Source organism: Ensifer adhaerens, from assembly GCF_028993555.1.
Taxonomy (GTDB): Bacteria; Pseudomonadota; Alphaproteobacteria; order Rhizobiales; family Rhizobiaceae; genus Ensifer; species Ensifer adhaerens_I.
This window is the reverse complement of sequence record NZ_CP118612.1, coordinates 369,329-387,630: the sequence shown is the minus strand read 5'-3', so window position 1 is coordinate 387,630 and position 18,302 is coordinate 369,329. Positions and strand designations below refer to the sequence as shown.

Sequence of the window (18,302 nt, the reverse complement as noted above, 5' to 3'; positions counted from 1 at the left end):
ACGAGCAACACACGAGACCGACGGCGTTTCTAAAGAAGATATTTCTAAAACTCAGACCGGACATTGACGCGGATCAATTTAAGCGCGCACCGACGCTGGCATAGTAGATTTAGCTAAAACGCTAATGGTTTTTTACCTCCATTTTGACGGTCGAGGCTCGCAATGAACGACGGTGGCAGACAATCGGTCATCGATACCATTGCAACACCCCAAAACGGGTCGCCATTCCGGCGCGTGCTTAATCCGGTCGACCGCGCAGCTGAGATTCTTTTCGGCTTGATCATGGTGATGACATTCATAGGCTCACTTGGCGTCGCCCATGCTGGCAGCGCGGATATCAAGGCGATGATCATCGGAGCGCTCAGCTGCAACCTGGCATGGGGGATTATTGACGCAGTGATGTTTTTGATGAGTTCGACAGCAGAGCGCCGACTTTCAACAAGAACCGTTGAGGCAGTTCAGACGGCAGCCCGCGCATCAATCGCACGATCGGTCATTGCAGGCGCCCCCATCTCTGGTCCTGCCAGCGCTCTCAGCCGACGACCTCGAGCGAATCCGACTGTATCTGAACAGTCTGTCCGCCGACAAAACGCGAGTTCGAGTTCGGGCACAAGACTTCGCCGGCGCCCTGGTTGTATTCGTGCTCGTCTTTCTGCTCACCATTCCGGTCGTCGCACCCTTCTTTTTCATAGGCGACGCCACAAACGCTCTGCGTCTTTCCAATGGGATCGCGATCGGACTGCTATTCGTTACCGGTTATGCCCTGGGCCGCCATGCGGGAGCGCCGCTGCGCATTGGGATTTTGATGGTTGCGGTGGGCCTGGTCATGGTGGCGATAGCAATAGCCTTGGGCGGATGAGGCTCGCGCCGCGCAAGGGTTGAGGAATTTAACGCCACCAGACGCCGCTGGCCTGTCAAGCGACTGCGCGACAGGATCACGTCAAAGGAGGAAATGGAACCATGTCAAAGAACGGCAAAGGAAAGAACAAAGACAGGTCGAAGAAAGACGGCCGGGCAGTGCGCGAAAAACTCGAGAACGCGACTTCCGGCGAAGTGATGGGCTATGCAGCCGCTGTCGATTATGGGAAGGAACTGCTTCGGTTACAGGTAGAGATCGCACATCTGCAGGCTTGGGTGAAGAAGTCAAAAGCACGCGTTGTTATCATTTTCGAGGGGCGCGATGCAGCGGGAAAAGGAGGGGTGATCAAACGCATTACCGAGCGCGTCAGCCCACGCGTATTCCGCGTCGTTGCCCTGCCGGCGCCGACCGATCGGGAGAAGAGCCAGATTTACATGCAGCGCTACATACCGCACCTGCCGGCCGCCGGCGAAGTCGTGATATTCGATCGTTCCTGGTACAACCGCCCAGGGGTCGAACGTGTCATGGGCTTCTGCAGTGAAGAGATGGCACGGCGCTTTCTCGAGCTCGCTCCGCGTTTCGAAGCTGCCATCGTCGAGAGCGGGATCATACTTCTCAAGTACTTCCTGGATGTCAGCGAGGACGAACAAGAGCGGCGGTTCCGTCAGCGCATCGGCGACCCGCTTCGTCAATGGAAGCTCAGTCCAATGGACGTCGAATCCTATCAACGCTGGTGGGACTACAGCATTGCCTACGATGAGATGATCCGGATGACTGACACGGAATACGCCCCGTGGTGGATTGTTCGATCCGACGACAAGAAGCGGGCGCGCATCAACTGTATCTCGCACATCCTTTCCGTCATCCCCTACGACAAGGTGAAGTTCGTTGAACCGGAATTGGGGAAACGTCAGAAGCGACCTGACGACTATGTCGAAAGTCCGCATGTGCGTCGATATGTTCCAAACGTCATATAAACAAGCGTAGCGCGCCGAGTAAGGCGCCCACCTTCAGTCCGGTCAGTCGCGGGGCAATAGTTTCGCACAGTGACGGCGTCGACTTCCCAGGTGGCGTCCCAGGCGATGTTGGCTTCTTTCTGGACCGGGCGCCGAGCCATTTTTAGATGACCTTGACGAACGAGTTCTCGAACACCACGAGTCTTGTAGACAGTTGCGTGACGCGAAACTCGACGTATATCCAACAATCGCCCTTTCGGGAACGCCATCTTTCGCTATCTGTCACGTAAAAGACGAGGCCGCTCAGGGGCTACGGTTGCCACGACAGACCACCAGCCGTCGACCTCTCTGATTTGCTCAGCGGCCATGAACAAATGTCTCTGTTTCGCGACATCGGCCGCGCGACGCCTGTGACGATCACCCCCGACCAACCGCTGCCACTGCTAAAAACTCAATGCTCTTCCCACACAGGCAGAGAGAAAGTGCTCGTCGTCACGTTAGAAAGCCCGCCGGGGCACATCCGTCCCTGTAGACTGTGGTGTCGCGACCAGACAACCGACCAGCCGTCTGATCTTGCGGATCAAGACCATATTGACGGGGATCAATGCGGAAGGCCAACGAACGCGCAATGTTGAAGTGGAGATAAGCAAGCTCCGTAAATCTGGAGCCAACGTAACGGCACCTTCAATCAATGAGGCAGCCATGACCGCAGAAATTGAGCGAAAGTTCCTGGTGCTTGACGATCGCTGGCGGGAGGAGGCTTCAGAAGGGTCTGTGTTGCGGCAAGCCTATCTTGTGGCGACGAAAAACCGAACCGTGCGGGTTAGGACGATTGATGCACAGACCGCTAAGTTGACGGTGAAAATTAGAAGCGGTCAAGGCAGACGCGAGGAGTTCGAATACGTCATCCCCTACGCCGACGCGAAGGAGATGTTTCAGTACGCTCAAGGCGCCATCGAAAAAACGCGCTTCGAAGTGGAACATCAAGGCCACACCTGGGAGGTGGACGTCTATTCCGGCCGGCATCGCGGCCTCGTCATTGCAGAAGTTGAATTGTTGGACCACGCCGACAACCCTGTGCTCCCCGATTGGCTCGGGCCCGAGGTGACCGGGAACTCGCGTTTCTCGAATCGAGTCCTGGCAGCAACCCATGGCAACCCAACGGATATGAGCGTGGCTGCAACAATCGACCAACGTCGTTCTCTCCGGATGTTTGCTGAGAGGCGCAGCAAATAAGGCGTGCACAGAGACGGCCTGATGAAGAGGCCCGCGACGATTGTCGAAGATAACCAAATGTTCACACGGATAGGAACTCGTTATGCATTCCCCCAGGCAGCGTATAAAATATCGGGTCGATGCGGGTAGCCTCGCCCCACTACTCCCGTTGCGGAGCAGTGGGGGTGCCGAAAACGACCGACTCAGTTTCGCTCGCAGTAGGCTGACACTCTGCTTCATTCGCCTCTGCGCCGGCAAGCGATTGCCTGATCGGCGAGCGGCCTAACCTCCTTGACAGGGTCTACCTGAACTTGATCGGCGGAGCCAGACTCTCGTTTGTGACGAAAGGAGTGAAAATACATTGGCGAGCGTTGCTGGCCGGCGGGTACCGCTGCTTCACGGTCATCAATGTGCAAGTCCCTATTCCCCCAAGCTGAGTATATAGGCCGAGATGTCCTGAACATCGGTCTGCGAGAGTACTATGTTCGGCATGGTCGGATGGTCCTGGGCCGTGAGCCAAACGTTAAGTGCCGCTGCGGTCATTCCCGGTGTCGCAGCAACTGTCTCGAAGCTCGGCGCTTCCGCAATCGGCGACTGCGATTGATCGGCGAGGACGGCGTGACAGGCAGCACAGACCTCAAGCGCGAGTTGGCGCCCCTGCTTGATGTCCTGTGCCTGGACCGTCGGAACCGTTGCAATGATGCCGGCAATCATTAAGACGATCGTTATCCGCATTGCGATCTCCCCTAACTCATCGCGTCGATTGACAGATCGACCGCGGTCCGTTCGCGTCAATGCCAGCGAGCGGTTAAGCCCAACTCGCACCGTAAAATGGGCTCATGACCACCAAGGTTCTGGTCTCGCGACGATGGCGGCGGACGTTTCCTTCCAAGTTTCCGCCGTCGACTGTGCTCGCTTCGGACGGGTTGTTGAAACCACACTGTACTTATCAGCAGGACGACCGACAATCGGATTGCGCTCGAGATCGAGGTACTGCGTCGCGTGCCGATCGGGCGGCCTCGAGCTGCGCGGTGAAGACTTCGGTGTGATCTCCCCCGGTGTCGAAACATTCGACCACCATCATAGTCATCGTCGGCGACGGCTCGGAGGGCCGTTCTACACCATCAAAATCGGCATGATGCACTTTCGGTTAGATTCTCCAGTGGATCGTCAGGACTGAACTGCTGCGAGCGTGACGGTGGTAGCGGTGTGACTCCCTTGCTCGTTCGACGCTCCTGGCAACTCCGGCGCATCGGTCATGCGGATGACGTCGGCAACGAACTCCTCCCGCATCTGCGCATCACCTGAACGCGCTGGAACCCCGGAGCCTTTTGTATTCCTTTTGTCGGCCCTACTCTGTGCTCGGCCTCGGTCCTGGCGTCGAGAGGAGAGAACCTCTCGACTGTTAGCACAACGATACTTACCTTCGGTATCGGTGCCGCCCTGCCGCTGCTGTTGCAAGGATGACAAAACCAACCCAGAAAGTGCGCTCGCCAGCATGCCGAACTCCGAACGAACTTGTCTCTGTCTTCGTGCTATTTTCTGTAAATCAGGACGGGGATGGTCGAATGCGTAAGAACCTTGGCGGCGACGCTGCCGATGATCAAGGCGCCGACACCACCGCGGCCGTGCGAAGCCATGATGATCAGATCGGCGCCGATATCTTGCGCTTTTCTGATGATCTCAAGGTAAACCTCGCGCGCGCTGGCTTGATCGGTGACGCAGCGAACGCCGACCGCCTCGGCCTTTGTCCGAGCGGCACGAAGCGTCTCTACAGCGTGCACCTCGGAGAGCGCCTCATATTGCGCCCGGGTGTTGCTAAGTTGCTCCGCATCCAGAGAAACGAGGTGAAAAGGCTCCGTCACGATAAAGACGGTGATTTTGGCGCCCACTTCCTTTGCGAACGTGATGGCGGCATCCACGGCCAGAGTCGCGAGCGGTGAGCCATCGGTAGGTATGAGGATGTTGCTGAACATGGAAGCCTCCCGATTGAAATTGTAATCAAGGTAGCCGCATCGCCCTGAGTCACATTGAGGGCAACCATCGCCGAAGCAGCGGCATATGGGATCCTCATTGCGGTTCCCCTCAGGTTTGTCGGCTTGTCCTTTGGCATGAGCCGATGTTCCGGTCCTTCGCGTCGGTGCAGGATAGCCACGTCTCCTGCGCGCCGGCACGCCCGCCAATCAAAAAATTCCACCGCGCGCCACCTGAAGAGCTTGGCGTCCCTGTGGCCGGTGCGTTGCACAGACAACTCCAAATTACGGCAAGCTTAGTGATTGCTAATATGAAGTCGGGTCGAGCACATGTAGTATCGCGTAAAATCACTCATATCTGTCCACCGGCAAGTGTAGGATAAGCAGTTCAGGCGCGGGCGGCAGTCTCGTCCTTTTCAGTGGCGTGGCAGTGCCTCCCTTAACAATCACATAATGGTGCAAGTTCCTCTTTGACGTCGATCAAAATCACGCCGGCAGGGCCATTTTCGAACAGGGCGTTTCAACATAGATGCCCCAACCGAGAACTACGATGGCATCAAATGCTCGTCCCGGCCGAATGGCGTGCCGCGCTCCAGGGCGCTCAAACCATGGTTCGGGGGCTAAAATGCCCATCCCGGTACAGCCAGGCATCACAAATCTTCCAGAGGCACCGCATCAAATCTGAAGAAATGTCGCCAAAGTATCCACCTCGGATCTGACGGGACGGTTGAAGAGATTGAGTTAAACCAGGAAATCGCCGCAGCGCTCGCGAGGCGTCCGGATGATCCTGCGCTTTACTCCGATCTTGGCGACCACATCTCGTTATTCCGCTCGAGGTAAAGCGCCTCAAGCGCTCCCTGATGAGCGATGCGGCCGACCGTTGCTGAGCATGTCAAAAAGAGCTTGATCTATGCCGAGCGATTAGACAACACCATCTTCTTGGCCCAGAAGGCGAACATCGTCGCAACAAGCCGGGCACAGGGCTCCGTGGAAGAACGGCTCTCTCTGACCCTCATGCGAAGTCCGGAACGCAGCACTGCACCCTCAAGTCGGCAGTTGCTGGCCGGACGCGGACATTCGACCAACTAGGCAAGTTGGCAGCTCCGCGGCATTAGCGGTCATCCCGCTCACCCACGTTGGCGGTTTTCGCGCCCACTTGCTCTGACCGCTCCCAGCAAGCCAAGACCGTAGTGGACCAGCGCTGCGTAAAGCCCGACGATCGATGCGTAGTTCATGAAAAAGCCGACTGTGTTTTCATTGAAATCCCACATATCGAGCGAGTAGGTCAGCATCAGTTTCGAACCGAACGCCATCTCGAGTGAACTTCTCACGCCCCAAATCGCAATGGCCACGGCAGCCGCCCGAAGAACTATAGTGCGGGCGGCACTCGGGGAGGAAAGACCCAACATCGAGCGGAACGTGTTCATCACGACCATCCAGCGTGTTCCCAGATGGATCGCGACGATCAACAACGTCCAGTATCCTGCGAACATGTGGATCTCCCGGACTGCAAACGCCCCATCCAACGAAGCGAACGCGAAGAGATCACGCGAGATCAGCAGGCTCGTCGCAAACATGACAAGCATCGCGATCGCCAGGCAGATGATCGTGAAGATGTTGAATGTCCGGACAGGATCACGCCTGCTCTTTCGAACGTTTCGATACCAACGCCTGTTGAACGCGTTGTGGCCGAGTACCAACGCGAACAGCGCCGTTCCAAAGACTTCGTGGGACAGGTTGTCGAGCCACCAGTAGGCGAGACATGTAATGATCAGCCCGACGGTAATAAGATCAAGAAGGAGGCGAACGCGGAACACAGTCGTCACTCCGTGCCTCCCGACCTATTTGCTTGGAGCGCTTTCATTCGAACTCGAACCGACGCATGTCGTTGAACGTGTAGAGGAACTCCCTGTCCGACCGTGATGTATGGCACCGCTGACAGCGTGCAGTGTTCTCGTCCATGTTGATCGTGCCGTCCGGCTTGAACCACTGGAACTGCCAGTCGGCGGTGCGACGGCTCTCGTCGTAGTCCTGTCCCCAGTTCTCCCCCTTTTCCATGATGAAGTAGCGAAAAACCTCACCGTCGCGGTAATCGACCAGCGCGACTTGGGTGCCATTCGGAATCGGCTCCCCGGCTTTGACCGCCTCGATGGCTTCGCGGGTCGTCATGATATGTTCGGTGACTTCGCCACGGGTCACCGTCGTGTATTGAACGAGCTTGTCGATATCGGGCATCGTCGCGCGCGTCGGTTCGGCCTGAACCTGTATGCCGACCAGCAAGACGCTGGTGGCCACGACTGTGGCAGCACCGAAAGCTCTCAGAATACTACTCACCGACATCTCCGCTGTTCTGTCCGTATTGTTCGTCGCTGACGTGCTCCATCCAGTCGACGGTCTTGCCGTCCAGGGATTCGGCGATGGCGATATGTGACATGCGTTGTTCGGAAGCGGCTCCGTGCCAGTGCTTGACGCCCGGCGGTATCCAGACGACGTCGCCGGGTCCAATCTCCTGAATGTCGCCTCCCCAGTGCTGGACCAGTCCTGCACCGTCCGTGACGATCAGGGTCTGGCCCAACGGGTGGGTGTGCCAGGCGGTGCGGGCGGCGGGTTCGAAGGCCACCAGTCCTCCTCCGGAACGGGCTGGTGGAGTCGCCTGGAAGCGAGACTGCACTTTCACGGAACCGGTGAAGTGTTCTGGCGCGCCGGCCGTCGCCTCCTGCGAGCTCGCACGCATCACAGAAACCTTGCGCTCAGGTTCGGCGAAGGCAGTGGTGGCACCGAGCGCCATGGCGGCTGTGATCAGAGACTTGGTGGTCATTCTAATTCTCCGCGAAAACGTCCTTGGCGATGGCAAGCGCAGACACCGCACTAGGCCAGCCGGAATAGAAGGCCATGTGGGTGATCGTCTCAACGAGCTGCTCCTCGCTGAGGCCATTCGCCTTTGCTCGGACGAGATGCGCCCTGAGCTGATCGGGTCGATTGAGTGCGATCAGCGCGCTGACCGTCATCAGGCTGCGGTCACGCTGGGAGAGCTGCGGACGTTCCCAGATGTCGGCGTAGAGGACGTCATCCGTCAGCTCCGCCAGTTTCGGCGCGATGTCGCCCATCAGTTGCTGGGTGCGGGACTTCGCGGATTCACGGTTCGATCCTGCGTCCTGCGCCATGGTTACCTCCAATCCGGCTCCGAAGACGATGGCGGCGCCAAGGATTCCTGAGATGAGTTTTTGCAAGTTTGTTCCTCTCGATATGCTGTCGCCCCCAGGAAGTCGGCTGGGCCTAAGGGCTGCGGGGCACGCGGGGCGGTCGTTCGGAAGGGTTCTTACGCGGAAGCCAGGTGCCGATCGAAGAAGGGCGTCAGTCTGGACAAAGTCGCCTCGACATATTGGGGAACCCAGTAGGTCTCGATGTGCTTCGCACCCTCGATCTTGAAGAGTTCCTTGTCCTTCGTGCCAGTCGCTTTGGAGAAGGCGTCCTCGGTCATGTAGAGCGTGTCCGCCTTGCTGCCTGCGATCATGAGCAGTGGCACGTCAATGAGCGCGATCTCGTCGGTCGCGTCCCAGCGCATCAGATCCATCAGGCTGCTTGTGGTGTAACGAAAGGTGGAACCTGGATGAGCGTGGGTGCGCCAGTAATACTCATATCCCTCGCGATAGAGGTCAAAGGGCAGAGCAGCGATCTGCGCGTCCGTCAGATCGGCATCCCCTGAATAGAGCACTACACCGCCAGCCGCTTCTTGGGCTCGGGCCGTTGATGCTTGCTGCAGGCGCTGCTGAATGGTGTCCATCTGGCTGTCCTCAAAACCGTTGCGGCGGACGCGCCCGGAGTTAAACATGCTGAGTGTCGCCACGGCCTTGAAGCGCTTGTCGGTCTTGGCCGCCGCCAGCGAATAGCCACCGCCGCCGCAGATACCGAACAGACCGAGACGGGCGGTGTCGACACCTGGGAAACCGCTGATGAAATCCGCCATTCCGTGGATGTCTTCGATACGGAACTGCGGCTTGTCGGTGCTGCGTGGCGCGCCGCCGCTTCCACCCTGATAGGCGGCATCGGCCGTGATCGTGATGAAGCCTTGTTCTGCCAGCCGCTGGGCGTAGAGGCCTGTCGTCTGCTCCTTCACACCGCCGTTCGGGTGTGCCAACACGATAGTGGGATACTTACGTGCGGGATCGTAGGTCGCCGGCGTGTAGACGTTGGCGACGATATTGAGCCCGTTGAGCTTGTAGTTCACGGGGTGGATGTTCACCTTGCCGGGCTCGTTCTTGGTAATGGCGCCTTCGTAGACGAGCGTGAACGGGTTCTGTTTATAGTCGGCGGCGACAGCTTTGGTTGTCATTGGGGACACTCCTAAGATCGCACCGGAGACGATGAGAGCGGATGCTCCCAGGAATTCGCGTCTTCTTGCGTTGAAGATTTCTTCGGTCATCGAGACCTCCTTGCACTTTTCTGCCGGCCGCCTCGGGGACCACCTGCAGAATGTTCAGTCGAGCTTCTTGTCAGCGAGGAACTTCGAGATCTGATCGGCGATCTCGACGTTGTTCAGGTCCGACATCAGGAAGTGGGTGCCTCCCCTGATCCCGACATCCGGGAGATGGACAAGCGTCGCATCGCCGCCGTGCTTGTTGACCGTGCCGACCCAGAGCTTCGCCATCGCCAGGCGCACACGCCAATTGTCCTGCCCGCGCTCGGCGGTCGGCTCGACGGGGAAATTGTCGCCGTAGTAGATGACGATCGGCAGCTTGGTCAGTTTCTCGAAATCGGCGGTGGGTACGGCCTCGCCCTTGAGCGTTCCGGCGGCACTTGGCATGTCGGCCGGAACCTCGCCTTCCGGAAAAATGAACCCGCTGCCCGGCTCAAGGGCAACGATGCCCTTGACGTTGGGGTTCTTGATCGCCGTCAGCCAACCGGGACCGCCGGCCTGCGAATGGGTAAAGAGGATGCCGGGACCGGTCTTGTCGAACAGTGCCGACATCGCATCCGAAATGACTGCGGCATCGTAAGGTCCGGTATTCGGCGTGACGGCACGCAGGAACTGATCGAGGGCTGCGGGTTCTCCGGAGAACTGGACGTTTGCGAAGTAATTCGGCCACTTGCCGATGCGGAACTGGTCAAAGAAAAGCTGATCGTAGGGAGTCGGCTCGATCGTCGTCGCAACGGTGCTGTTCCCCGCACGGCCACGGCGCGGCTGATCGACGAGATAGACGGGGAATCCACGGCGCAGAAAAATGTTCTGGAACCCCTCGCGACCGTCCGGGGTCGTTTCCCAGCTCCGGGCCGATTGGTAAGCGCCGTGCAGCATCACGATCGGCAGTGCCTTCGGGGTCTGCGGCACCTGGTAGAAGACGTAGGCATGGTCGCCATGCAGTGTCTGGCCTGCAGCAGTCGGGGCGTTGTTGTTGTAGGTTCCCGGCGTGCTCGATACCGTGCCGCCAACAGCGAAGCTGCCCTGCTCTATAATCGTGAGCGGCTCCGGCTTGGAGACCGCTTGGGCGTAAGCCGCACCTGATGAGAGGATGAGTGCGGAGAGAGCGATGGCGGAGAAGGTTCTGGCGAACATGTTCGGTGGACCTGCCTTGCAACATGAAGTTGGAAGGAGGCTAACCGAGCAGCATTCAGATGATTAGGGACCCATTTCCGATTGAACGTATTAGCTTGACTTCTTAATCACGTTCCGTTGATTACGCTTATCCCCGATACCGGAGGGCTTCGACGACGAGGGCGAATGCGGGCGAAGCGTGACGTCGGTTCGGATAGTACAGGTGATAACCGGGGAACGGAGCGCACCAGTCTTCAAGAACTCGGATCAGTTTTCCGTTGGCAATGTCTTCCTCCACAAGGTCATCGGGCATGTAGGCAAGACCAATACCGCGTCTTACCGCATCGAGACGCATCGCGATGTTGTTGAACACCATCTGCCCCTCGACCCTGACCTTAAGCTCGTGGCCATCCTTCTCGAATTCCCAGGGCAGGATGTTGCCGTAGGTCGGCATGCGGATCTGGATACAGTTGTGGGCTGTCAGGTCCTCCGGGACTTCCGGCCAAAGGTGCTGGCGGAAATACGACGGAGCGCCGACGACGGCCATGCGCATCTCGGGACCGATCTTGACCGCGATCATGTCCTTGGCGATCTGCTCGCCGAGCCGGACCCCCGCATCGTAGCGCTCGGCAACGATGTCGGTCAGGCCGTAGTCGACAGTGATCTCGACGTTGACATCGGGATTGTCTGGCAGAAACTTCTCGAGAGCAGGTGCAAGGACCGAGATCGCGGCGTGCTCGCCTGCTGTGATCCTGACCGTTCCCGCCGGCTTGTCTCGCATCTCGCTGAGCGCCGCAAGCTCCGCCTGGATTTCCTCAAACCGCGGACCTGCCGTTTGGAGAAGTCGTTCGCCCGCCGCGGTCGGCGACACGCGGCGCGTCGTTCGCGTCAGCAGACGCAGTCCCAAGCGCTCTTCTAGACCTCGGACGGTCTGGCTGAGCGCAGACTGCGAAACTCCGAGCTTCACGGCCGCCCGCGTAAAGCTTTCCTCGCGCGCGACCGTTACGAAAGCGACCAGATCGTTGAAGTTCTCCTGCGGCATTCATTAGACATCCTTATAGCGTCATCCCGATTACTGGCCCTAATCGACATGGTGGGCAAGAGCTATATTCCGTCATCATAACGCGGCTTCGCTGTGGAGGACGGTCCAGACCAGGTAATTTAACGGGACTGCAAATGCCTCACGCCAGCTTCGGACAAAGGAAAAGAAGATGACCACTACCGTTCCTACAGTCACCCTGAACAACGGGATCGAGATGCCGATCCTTGGATTCGGCGTCTTTCAGGTTCCCGACCTCGCCGAGTGCGAGCGCAGCGTTCGCGACGCTATCGATGTCGGCTATCGCTTGCTCGACACCGCCACTTCATACGGCAACGAAGAGGCCGTAGGCAACGCGATCCGCAACCACGGAATTGATCGAAGCGATCTGTTTGTAACCACCAAGCTCTGGATCGAGGACGCGACATATGAGGGTGCCAAGTCGGCTTTCGAACGCTCCATGAACAAGCTGCAGCTCGACTATCTTGACCTCTGGCTGATCCACCAGCCTTTCGGTGATGTCTACGGCGCGTGGCGGGCGATGGAAGAGCTGCACAAGGCGGGTCGCATTCGCGCGATCGGCGTCAGCAACTTCTATCCCGACCGCCTGGTGGATTTCGTGCTTCACAACGAGATCGTTCCCGCGGTCAATCAGATCGAAATCCATCCATTCCATCACCAGGACGACGCACTGAAGCTGCTTCAGGAACACAACGTTCAACCCGAAGCATGGGGTCCTTTCGCGGAGGGAAAGAACGGGCTTTTCACCAACGACCTCTTGCAGTCGATTGGCACGAAGCATGGCAAGAGCATCGCACAGGTAGTGCTCCGGTGGCTGATCCAGCACAACATCGTCGCCATCCCGAAGTCCGTTCGCAAGGAGCGGATGGCCGAGAACTTTTCGATCTTCGATTTCGAGCTGGACCAGGAAGATGTGGCAGCGATCGGCTCACTTGACCAGAAGACCAGCAGCTTCTTCGATCATCGCGATCCCGAAATGGTGAAGTGGCTTGGCACGCGCAGGCTTTGAACCAACGCAATCGCCATTCCAACGTTGGCCCTGATCAGTCGGCCGGCTCAAAGCTGTTGTTCGCCTTGAGCCGGAGGCTGACTACTAACCTCTCGCCTTGAAGGGAAACGGACTCATGACCTGTTCTTGAACGGCATGCCACCGCCGCGTCTTTGGTGAACGCGCCCGCCCATCGGCCGCCAGAACGGACAGCGTCGCGAAATAGCCGGCTGCTCGCGCACGAAGCCAGGCGTCTGCTCGAGCGGTTGGGGTGCGAGGTGCGGATGTTCGATCCGAGGGGACTGCCGCTTCCCGACGAGGCTCCGGTCAGCCATCCGAAAGTGCAGGAGCTGCGCGACCTGTCGCAATGGTCGGAAGGCCAGGTGTGGGTCAGCCCCGAGCGCCACGGTGCGATGACGGGCATCATGAAGGCCCAGATCGACTGGATTCCCCTGTCGATCGGATCGATCCGGCCGACTCAAGGCAAGACGCTGGCGATCATGGAAGTCTCCGGTGGCAGCCAGTCCTTCAACCCCCTGAACCAGATGCGCGCACTCGGCCGCTGGATGCGGATGGTCACGATCCCCAACCAGTCGTCCGTCGCCAAGGCATACCAGGAATTCGACGCCGACGGCAGGATGAAACCGTCGTCCTACTACGACCGCGTTGTGGATGTCTGCGAGGAGCTGGTGAAAGTTCACGCTGCTAACGCGGGACGCCTCGACCCACCTGATCGCTACAGCGAGCGGAAGGAGCACGCGGCCGAGTTGGAGAAGCGGGTGTCACTGAGAACGATTTAGTCAAACGCCATCGGCAATGTTCCGATAGCGGTCATCTTGCAATCGCAATGGCCGCTATTTGGCCAAAGCGAACCAACGCCTTGTCCGCTTATGGCGGCCCATTGCAGCCTTTCGAAAGACTGACCTAGCGCGCATGACGCAAAAACTATGCACGAGGCGATATTTCCAGTAGGCTATTCAGCAATGGATGACGGGCGTCACCTGAAAGCATCCGTTGCCGAGGCACAAAGAGTGACGATACAGCTTCAATCAACCCTCACCTGTCCGAATTGCGGCCAGCGGGCTACGGAAACGATGCCCACCGACGACTGTCGGTTTTTCTATGATTGCAACGGATGCGGCACGATGCTCCGGCCAAAATCCGGGGACTGCTGTGTGTTCTGTTCCTTTGCCGATGTGCCTTGCCCGCCAATCCAGGAAGCCAGACACAACAACGGAGCCGCAAGTTGTTGCGTCGGTTCCTAACGTGGGGTGAGAGGCAAGGCTGACGTCCGTATTGGGCTATGCCGGCGCATTTCGGGCGAAGGACATGCGCCCACGCTGCTCCCTCAAGGACGCCGAGGAGTTCCACGATGAGCGAAGACGCCTTCAACATGTCGATCCGCAAGTTCCTGAAGGAAGTCGGTGTCACCTCGCAGCGTAAGATCGAAGAGGCGGTGCGCGAGGGGCAGTTCGGCGGCAAGAAGCTGAAGGTCCGCATGACGCTGACGGCAGAGGGCACGCGTCTCAACCACGTGGTGAACGGTGAAATCGAACTTCCATAGGTCTGACGAAGCATAGATCGAAACGCCCATGCCGATACTTCTCAATAAGACCAAGATCGGTCAGGCATCGCGCCCGCACTGGGCCGGAAGCTTCAATCTTCCCACCGAGCCAAGCCTACAGCCCGCGCATTACTGCCCCAAGGTCGTTCTCGACGAGCGCGACGTTGATCCGACGGACTTCGCGTGCGCGACATGAGCAGAACACCTGGCATCCGCACGCCGACGCTGCAATAAATGAGCTTCATCGAGGGAGGCAATGATGCGGAAGAGTGCGCCGGATTTCAGCCTTGAGGGCAAGGTGACTTTGGTGACGGGCGCGAGCCGTGGCATTGGACGTGCTTGCGCACTTGCCTGTGCTGCAGCAGGCTCAGATATTGTCTTGGGGGTCCGCGATGTCGCAACGTCAGTGGGTCTGATCGCCGAACTCGAGGACGCGGGACGAAAAGTTCTGCCCGTTGAACTGGACATTCCCAACAAGGCCCATATCGCACAAGCCGTCGACGCGGCGCTTGCTACGTTTGGTCGGATCGACGTCCTCGTCAACAATGTCGGGGTGGCTCCGGGCAATCTCGCGGAACTCGTTGAGGAGAAGGACCTTGACGAGATACTCAATGTCAACATCAAGGGCACCTTCCTGATGACCCAGGCAGTGGGCCGTCGTATGATCGAGCGAAATGGGGGCCGGATCATCAATATCAGTTCACAGGCCGGTACGGTGGCGCTGCGCGGCGAGGCAATTTATTGCATGAGCAAGGCGGCAATTAACCACCTCACGCGCTGCCTTGCAGCCGAATGGGCATGCTACAACGTCACGGTGAATACGGTATCGCCGACGTTCATCCACACGGATGGTACAGCACCTTTTCTATCCGATGCCGATAACCGCAAGGCGACGCTCGATCACATTCCTCTCGGCCGGATCGGTGAAACCGATGATGTGGTGGGTGCCGTAGTCTTCCTTGCGTCCCCGGCTGCGAGCCTGATCACTGGGGCGAACCTGCTGGTGGACGGTGGATGGTCCGTCGCCTGAGGCCACGCAGCCGAACTGGAAAAGCGTTCACCTCAAATTGATCTAGGGAAGAAATGCTGTCAGCCGTGCCGCCAGACCTTCACGGCGGACAGCAACAGGATCACGCCGAGCGCGGGAAGGAGGACCGAGTTGGGGACGATGCCGAGTAGCAATCCACCGACAAACGTCCCCACGACCGAACCCGCGGCCTCACGACAACGAATCCCCTGTTGCGACCCAAAACCGAAAAGCTCTGGTCGCGGCTGTAGCGGGTAAAGCCTACGAGCATTGTGGGGAGGCTCACCGCCAGTGAAAGGCTCCCGGCGAGCTTGATGTCCGCGCCAAAGAGCAGAACCAGCGTCGGAATTAGGAGTTCGCGCCCGGCGACGCCCAGCAGCGACGCGACGATGCCAATCACGAAACCGGCGGATATCCCGGCGACAATCTGCTGGCTTCCCGTCAGAAGCGGTTGACCGGCCGATGTGCCGTGTCCAAGCACCAAGACGACTGCGATCGCGACGAGAAGAACGGATATTACCCTGTAGAGGGTCTCCGATCTCAACCTTGGGCCCATCCTGCGCCGAACCAGGCACCAATCAGGCTCCCTGTCAGAAGGTTCAGCACGATCGGCCAATTCGATGCGATCTGGCCGAAAGGGATGGTCCCCCGCTCGAAACGGTAGCGCGGAAGACGACGACAAGACTCATTGCCTTATTCAGGATCACCGCCTCGAGCGCCGCGAAATTGAATGCGCCGATAAGCAGCGGCAGACGGAATTCCGCGCCGCCAAGCCCGACCAAACCACCGAGTGCACCGATGATAGCTCCGCCGCCGAAAGCGGCCGGCTGACTGCGTGAGGTCGTGGATTTGATCGGAGTGTTCACGGAGGCTTGGCTTTCATGGCGGTGACCCGCGGAGTCTTATGTACGTTCGGTTGTCATCCGCCAACGCTGTCGCGACGCACCGATGAGGCGACAGCGACGAACGCCAGGATTCCGAGCGTACCCAGCGCGGCGATGACGAAAAGGGAAAAAGTTGTCCCGAACTGGTTCATCGCGGCCGCAAACGCAAACGGGGCGGCCGCGCCAGTCGCCAACCTTGCCGCAGCCATCTTGCCCGTGATCGCGCCGTAGCCAGCGGACCCGAAGAGATAGAGCGGCAGGCTCCCCTGAGCGATGCTGTTGATCCCCGACCCAAGGCCAAGACAGATGGCGAAGGCCACAGCACCTGGCAACCAATCACCCGACACCCCGAGTATCACCGCGCCGACAACCATCAGCGCCGCGGAGACAATGGCAAGCGCTGGCGGCAACAGGCTCTTTCCGAAAACCATGTTGATCAGACGGCTCATGACCTGGGCCGGACCGAACAGCGAACCGATCACGACCGCCGCACTGCCGAGTCCGATCGCGCCGAGCATCGGTACCATGTGGGCAAGGATGGCGGCGAGAGTGAAGCCCGAAAGCGAGAAGGCAAAGGAGACCAGCAGCATGCCGCGGCGACGCGCCTGTGGCTCGAGAGCGCCGACGACGACCTCGCGGGTTCTTGTCTCGTCCGTCTTGGAGCCCATTCTTCCGTCACGCATGATCCAGTAATGCAGGGGCATGCAGACGAGAAGGTTCAGGGCGGCGAACACCAGATAGATCTCGCGCCAGGACAGGTATCCGGTCAGTGTCGCGGCGATCGGCCAGAAGATGGTGGAGGCAAAGCCGCCGATGAGCGTGAGGTAAGTGATGCTGCGGGACGCCGTGCGAGGTTCGCTTTCGACAAGTGTGGCGAAGGCCGCCTGGTACTGGACCATCCCGGAGGACACCTCCAGCAGGATGATAGCCAGGGCGAAGAGGGTGACGGACGGCGACCACGCACACAGCGCGAGGGTGAACGCTGCGAGGGCCGATCCAAGCGTCATCACGGTCGCCGCGCCGATCTTGTCCATGTGCCTCCCGATGAAGGGAGCCGACAGTCCGCCAATGAACAGGGAGACTGAGAAGACCGCGAAGACCCGCTCCAGGCTGATGCCGAGGTCGTTGGCCATTCCGGGGGCGAGGATGCTGAAGGAGTAATAGAGGGTGCCATAGCCGATGATCTGCGTGACACCGAGAGCGGAAACGATGCCCGCCGGAACCTTGGTCGTATGCAATGACGTATTCCTTGACGGCTTATACTTCGCTCGGGCAGCAACCTGTGGATCGCTCGACCGAGCCGCGGATGCCAAGATGTCCCGCGCAGCAGTCTTCCATCAGGAACGTCACCAGGTCGGCCAACGTGTCGTAACTCGCGCTGTAGACGATCGAGCGCGACTCTCGGCGCTGGGCGATGAGACCGGAGCGCTCAAGTTCCTTGAGGTGGAACGAGACGTTTGATGGAGAGACGCCCATGCGTTCGGCAATCGCGCCGGCGGCCAGACCTTCAGGTCCGGCGACGACCAGGGTTCTCACGATGGAGAGTCGGGTTTCCTGAGAAAGCGCGGCGAAGGAAGAGAGGGCTTGACGATCGTCCATATTTCAATAATCCTTGAATAATTGAATTTGAGGGTAGTCGCAAATGAGCACGATCGACAATAGCCAATCCGACAAAACCGACATCTCCCTCGGGGAGTTGCTCGGTAGAGCCGCAGAGACACCGGACCTGCCCCTGGTTTTCCTGTATGACGGGAAGCCCGTGAAGCCCAGCTATCACGTGACAGAGGTCAAGGCTGGCCAGTTCTCCGCGCTTGATTGCGGGGCAAATCCGGAAGCCTGGTCGGAAATCTTCGTGCAGCTTTGGGACATCGAGGAGGGCGAGCGAACCCATATGACGGCCGGGAAGTTCTCGGCCATCGTCCGCAAGGTTTCCGAACACGTCCGTCTCGACGGCTCCGCCAAACTGACCTTCGAAGTGAGCGATGGCGTCGGGCCGATGCAGTTATTCTCAGCGAACGCTCCCGCCGTGGAAGACGGTGCTCTCCACTTAACGCTGACACCACGTCCTGCCAGTTGCAAGCCTCGGGACCGCTGGCTGGCTGAACACAAATCCAATAAAACGCGGTGCTGCGGGTCTTCGACGGTCGTGGAGTGCTGCGGCTAAATGATTGAGGCGCCTTACGGCCGAGCATGCCCGACCCGAGACATAGGTGACGTTTTGTACCGGAGACATGGGTAACAGT

At 58.9% G+C, this 18,302-nt stretch carries 22 protein-coding genes and 1 pseudogene; 9 read left to right on the top strand and 14 right to left on the bottom strand.

Annotated elements, in window-relative coordinates; translation table 11 throughout:
- Positions 1-113 precede the first annotated feature (113 nt).
- Positions 114-353, bottom strand: coding sequence for a hypothetical protein (locus tag PWG15_RS34740; protein ID WP_275027395.1), 240 nt, complete (start codon positions 351-353; stop codon positions 114-116).
- 287 nt (positions 354-640) lie between these two features.
- Here PWG15_RS34740 and PWG15_RS34735 point away from each other — a divergent pair, with 287 nt between their 5' ends.
- The 3 genes from PWG15_RS34735 (at position 641) to PWG15_RS34725 (ending at position 3,051) form a co-directional block, all read left to right on the top strand.
- Entirely contained in the window at positions 641-859 is a 219-nt protein-coding gene (locus tag PWG15_RS34735; RefSeq protein ID WP_275027394.1) for a VIT1/CCC1 transporter family protein, read from the top strand.
- Positions 860-1,056: 197 nt separating this feature from the next.
- The gene (gene ppk2, locus PWG15_RS34730; RefSeq protein WP_275027990.1) at positions 1,057-1,836 is read left to right on the top strand and encodes a polyphosphate kinase 2; all 780 of its coding nucleotides are present in this window, start codon (positions 1,057-1,059) and stop codon (positions 1,834-1,836) included.
- Between the two features lie 681 nt (positions 1,837-2,517).
- Positions 2,518-3,051 carry a CYTH domain-containing protein gene (locus PWG15_RS34725; RefSeq protein ID WP_275027393.1) on the top strand — a complete coding sequence of 178 codons (534 nt, stop codon included), beginning with the start codon at positions 2,518-2,520 and terminating at the stop codon, positions 3,049-3,051.
- A gap of 399 nt (positions 3,052-3,450) precedes the next feature.
- Here PWG15_RS34725 and PWG15_RS34720 read toward each other — a convergent pair whose 3' ends face one another.
- From PWG15_RS34720 to PWG15_RS34670, 10 genes are all read right to left on the bottom strand, one after another.
- Positions 3,451-3,765, bottom strand: a complete 315-nt coding sequence (locus PWG15_RS34720; protein ID WP_275027392.1) for a c-type cytochrome — start codon at positions 3,763-3,765, stop codon at positions 3,451-3,453.
- 435 nt (positions 3,766-4,200) lie between these two features.
- On the bottom strand, positions 4,201-4,323 hold the full coding sequence (locus PWG15_RS34715) for a hypothetical protein (RefSeq protein WP_275027391.1): 123 nt from the start codon (positions 4,321-4,323) through the stop codon (positions 4,201-4,203).
- Positions 4,324-4,565: 242 nt separating this feature from the next.
- The gene (locus PWG15_RS34705; RefSeq protein WP_275027390.1) at positions 4,566-5,006 is read right to left on the bottom strand and encodes a universal stress protein; all 441 of its coding nucleotides are present in this window, start codon (positions 5,004-5,006) and stop codon (positions 4,566-4,568) included.
- Between the two features lie 1,124 nt (positions 5,007-6,130).
- Complete coding sequence (locus PWG15_RS34700; RefSeq protein WP_275027389.1) at positions 6,131-6,829, bottom strand: DUF4405 domain-containing protein; 699 nt, start codon at positions 6,827-6,829, stop codon at positions 6,131-6,133.
- A 34-nt stretch (positions 6,830-6,863) separates the two neighbouring features.
- Entirely contained in the window at positions 6,864-7,337 is a 474-nt protein-coding gene (locus PWG15_RS34695) for a cytochrome P460 family protein (protein WP_275027387.1), read from the bottom strand.
- The gene (locus PWG15_RS34690) at positions 7,330-7,821 is read right to left on the bottom strand and encodes a (R)-mandelonitrile lyase (RefSeq protein ID WP_275027386.1); all 492 of its coding nucleotides are present in this window, start codon (positions 7,819-7,821) and stop codon (positions 7,330-7,332) included. Before PWG15_RS34690 ends, PWG15_RS34695 begins: the two co-directional genes overlap by 8 nt.
- A gap of 1 nt (position 7,822) precedes the next feature.
- The gene (locus PWG15_RS34685; protein ID WP_275027384.1) at positions 7,823-8,167 is read right to left on the bottom strand and encodes a carboxymuconolactone decarboxylase family protein; all 345 of its coding nucleotides are present in this window, start codon (positions 8,165-8,167) and stop codon (positions 7,823-7,825) included.
- Between the two features lie 155 nt (positions 8,168-8,322).
- The gene (locus PWG15_RS34680) at positions 8,323-9,426 is read right to left on the bottom strand and encodes an alpha/beta hydrolase (protein ID WP_275027383.1); all 1,104 of its coding nucleotides are present in this window, start codon (positions 9,424-9,426) and stop codon (positions 8,323-8,325) included.
- A 54-nt stretch (positions 9,427-9,480) separates the two neighbouring features.
- A complete protein-coding gene (locus tag PWG15_RS34675) occupies positions 9,481-10,557 on the bottom strand; it encodes an alpha/beta hydrolase (protein ID WP_275027382.1) in 1,077 nt (358 codons plus the stop codon).
- Between the two features lie 127 nt (positions 10,558-10,684).
- Positions 10,685-11,578 (bottom strand): LysR family transcriptional regulator, encoded by an 894-nt coding sequence (locus PWG15_RS34670; protein WP_275027381.1) that lies wholly within the window; start codon positions 11,576-11,578, stop codon positions 10,685-10,687.
- A gap of 169 nt (positions 11,579-11,747) precedes the next feature.
- On the opposite strand from PWG15_RS34670, the gene PWG15_RS34665 reads away from it, so the two are divergent.
- The 5 genes from PWG15_RS34665 (at position 11,748) to PWG15_RS34645 (ending at position 15,178) form a co-directional block, all read left to right on the top strand.
- Positions 11,748-12,605: an aldo/keto reductase gene (locus tag PWG15_RS34665; RefSeq protein WP_275027380.1), complete on the top strand. Its 858-nt coding sequence runs from the start codon at positions 11,748-11,750 to the stop codon at positions 12,603-12,605.
- Between the two features lie 155 nt (positions 12,606-12,760).
- Positions 12,761-13,384, top strand: a complete 624-nt coding sequence (arsH, locus tag PWG15_RS34660) for an arsenical resistance protein ArsH (protein ID WP_275027379.1) — start codon at positions 12,761-12,763, stop codon at positions 13,382-13,384.
- A gap of 183 nt (positions 13,385-13,567) precedes the next feature.
- Positions 13,568-13,849 (top strand): GDCCVxC domain-containing (seleno)protein, encoded by a 282-nt coding sequence (locus PWG15_RS34655; protein WP_425536841.1) that lies wholly within the window; start codon positions 13,568-13,570, stop codon positions 13,847-13,849.
- Positions 13,850-13,956: 107 nt separating this feature from the next.
- Positions 13,957-14,148 (top strand): DUF6494 family protein, encoded by a 192-nt coding sequence (locus PWG15_RS34650; protein WP_275027378.1) that lies wholly within the window; start codon positions 13,957-13,959, stop codon positions 14,146-14,148.
- Between the two features lie 259 nt (positions 14,149-14,407).
- The gene (locus PWG15_RS34645; protein ID WP_275027377.1) at positions 14,408-15,178 is read left to right on the top strand and encodes an SDR family NAD(P)-dependent oxidoreductase; all 771 of its coding nucleotides are present in this window, start codon (positions 14,408-14,410) and stop codon (positions 15,176-15,178) included.
- A 59-nt stretch (positions 15,179-15,237) separates the two neighbouring features.
- Here PWG15_RS34645 and PWG15_RS34640 read toward each other — a convergent pair.
- The 3 genes and pseudogenes from PWG15_RS34640 to PWG15_RS34630 form a co-directional block, all read right to left on the bottom strand.
- Positions 15,238-15,864 (bottom strand): annotated as a pseudogene (locus tag PWG15_RS34640) (TSUP family transporter).
- Between the two features lie 230 nt (positions 15,865-16,094).
- Positions 16,095-17,297, bottom strand: a complete 1,203-nt coding sequence (gene arsK / locus PWG15_RS34635; RefSeq protein WP_275027376.1) for an arsenite efflux MFS transporter ArsK — start codon at positions 17,295-17,297, stop codon at positions 16,095-16,097.
- A gap of 19 nt (positions 17,298-17,316) precedes the next feature.
- A complete protein-coding gene (locus PWG15_RS34630; RefSeq protein ID WP_275027375.1) occupies positions 17,317-17,658 on the bottom strand; it encodes an ArsR/SmtB family transcription factor in 342 nt (113 codons plus the stop codon).
- Positions 17,659-17,701: 43 nt separating this feature from the next.
- Here PWG15_RS34630 and PWG15_RS34625 point away from each other — a divergent pair, with 43 nt between their 5' ends.
- Positions 17,702-18,223, top strand: coding sequence for a DUF6428 family protein (locus tag PWG15_RS34625; protein WP_275027374.1), 522 nt, complete (start codon positions 17,702-17,704; stop codon positions 18,221-18,223).
- Positions 18,224-18,302: the final 79 nt, after the last annotated feature.